A 2,433-nucleotide genomic window follows, 5' to 3' on the forward strand; every position below is an offset into this window, starting at 1 on the left:
ACACATATTGATACGCGATCGCGTGGTGCAATTAAATTTGCAATCCCCTTGTTAATAGAAGGTTACACCCCCTTTTACTGTCACAAATTTAACAAAAATTGATTTGAATATGTTTTGATGTAAACAGAAGATGTTTATCTACGTAGTTATATCGAAAACCGACTATTGATTAACTGTATAAAATGATTTCTAGACCAGAGGACAAAATAAATTTTCTGCATCTATCCAATGGGATAGTATTTAATGGGAGCAGAGTTTTCTCTTCCTTTTGGATGATTTGTTTTGCAGAGAATGGGTTCAATATTTAGTAAATCAGTATCAAGCATGACCGAAAAACTATCAACTAGGAAATCAAGAGTCAGAAACCATTACTAGGAAGGCAGTGTGGATATTATGTACGTAAATATGGATGTACAGTCTTCTCGCTGCCATACTTAACCTTCTTAACTTGATGACATAGCATCAAAAGCCAACGATTCTGACTCGATTTTTTGTGTTGCTTGAATCCAGGGATGCATTAGTGTTTTAAATACAACTACCGCGCTGACAAAATTATCTGAGGCAAAGACTTCTGTCAGATTAATTTGCAATTGAATTGCAAGTTATTTACGACGTAAAATTAATAGAGGTAATGCGCTAATGGACAATATTATCAAGCAAGAAATATTGATTCAAATAGAATCTAACGAACAGTTTCCTGTTGATTTTGATATTTATTGGGAATGGTTAGATTTTAGTAGTAAGGGTAATGCTAAAAGAGCCTTTTATAAATCTGGATTTATTGTAGAACAAGACTTTCACCACGTTATCCAAACTGAAAATGTGGTGAAAAGGACTCAGGGTGGGGGTACTCAATTTGAAAAAATAATGCTAACAATCGACTGTGCAAAATCGTTTGCAATGATGGCGCGAACGGAAAAAGGTCGAGAAATAAGAATGTGGTATTTGGAATTGGAAAAACAGTGGCGTTTGGGAAAATTGGATATATCATCAATAGGATTGGAAACAAAGCAACAATTATCCCAACTTTTAGAAGCTCAATCTCAAATCAAACTCCAACAACGGGCACTTTTGGCAAAAACAGAACATCTGGAAGAATCTTGTGAAGCTCACGAAAAATGGTTGCAGGGGATAGATGCGGAACTCGATCGCATCGAATCACCCGAAGGGCATTATTTTACAGTGGTTGGTTACGCGAATCTTCACAAAATCAAGTTGGGCAAAACTCAGGCAAATAGTTTAGGGAGAAAAGCATCTGCTTATTGCCGCAAAAACGCAATGCAGAAGGAAGAAGTTTTTGATTCGATGTACGGAACTGTTGGAAATTACCCACAGGAAGCTTTGGAATTTGTATTTCACTCGGAAGGATTGCTTACCTAAAGTTTTGACAGAAGGTATTTTCAATGGATTCTACTCAATACCCAAGTCCAATTTTCCATTCTGTAAATCCAACATTTCTCCAACCCCATCCGTCTTATTTGTCGATTTACGGAGATGAGGTAGATGTATCTGATGTAATTCATTTAATCAGTAATCATCAATATCCCAGACCGTTACTGATTAACCAAAACAACATCATCATTAATGGGCATCTTTACTGGAAAGCATCTCTATCCTTGCGTTGGAAGAGTATTCCGGTTGAAGTAAGAGAATTTCCTAGCCCAGAAGCGGAGTTAGAAGCATTGCTGTTGGAAAGTATTGAGCGTAATAAAACGAACGAGCAAAAAGTACGTGAAGCCCTAGCTTGGGAGGAGATTGAAAAATTGAAAGCCAAGCAGCGACAACAATTAGGAGCGATGTCCACAAACGAGAAATTAGGGAGGGACTTTGGAACAGACCTAAACATAATTAAGGAAAATTTTCCTGAAGCGACTACCAAAGGTCAAACGCGCGATCGCGTCGCTAAATTTGTTGGTTTGGGAAGTGGTCGTAATTATTCCAAGGCAAAGAAGATTGTCACAAAAATTGACAACCTCATCGCATCGGGAAATATGGAATCAGCTTTGAATTTACGAAATGTTCTCAACCAGCAAAGTATAGATGCAGCAGTGAAACTTCTGAAAAATCCCAACCTGCAAAATACAGAGAAACCAGCAACACAAAAACCCAGTTGTTGGAACTGCAAGCACTGTAGTCGAGAGTTTACAAAAGACAAGCATACCTATTACTGTTACAAATTTGGTTTGCTGAGTTTCTTAGAAAAAGACTGTGAAACACGAGCAGATGATTGTCCTGCTTGGAATTATCGACTAGAAAAAACAACAAATAGTACAACCCCAGATAATCCCTCATATTTCACTCTCATGTTACCGTCACACCTGAAATTCTTGATGGAAGATGCTGCAAAAATATCGGAAATGAGTTTGATTGAGTGGGTAACACATCATCTTTTACAAGCGATTGAATCATCTAAGACAACAGCAAAAATCACTC

General features: G+C 37.5%; 1 protein-coding gene and 1 pseudogene. Both read left to right on the forward strand.

Annotated features, from left to right (window positions below; genetic code table 11):
* Positions 1-639: 639 nt before the first annotated feature.
* Positions 640-1,380, forward strand: a complete 741-nt coding sequence (locus tag CK510_RS29370; RefSeq protein WP_095724984.1) for an antA/AntB antirepressor family protein — start codon at positions 640-642, stop codon at positions 1,378-1,380.
* Between the two features lie 23 nt (positions 1,381-1,403).
* Positions 1,404-2,433, forward strand: a pseudogene (locus CK510_RS29375) (hypothetical protein); the annotation flags it as partial.

The organism is Brunnivagina elsteri CCALA 953 (assembly GCF_002289455.1).
Taxonomy (GTDB): Bacteria; Cyanobacteriota; Cyanobacteriia; order Cyanobacteriales; family Nostocaceae; genus Brunnivagina; species Brunnivagina elsteri.

Excerpts from the sequence above, each read along its gene's own strand:
- CK510_RS29370 (WP_095724984.1), top strand. The coding sequence starts at position 640 with ATGGACAATATTATCAAGCAAGAAATATTGATTCAAATAGAATCTAAC.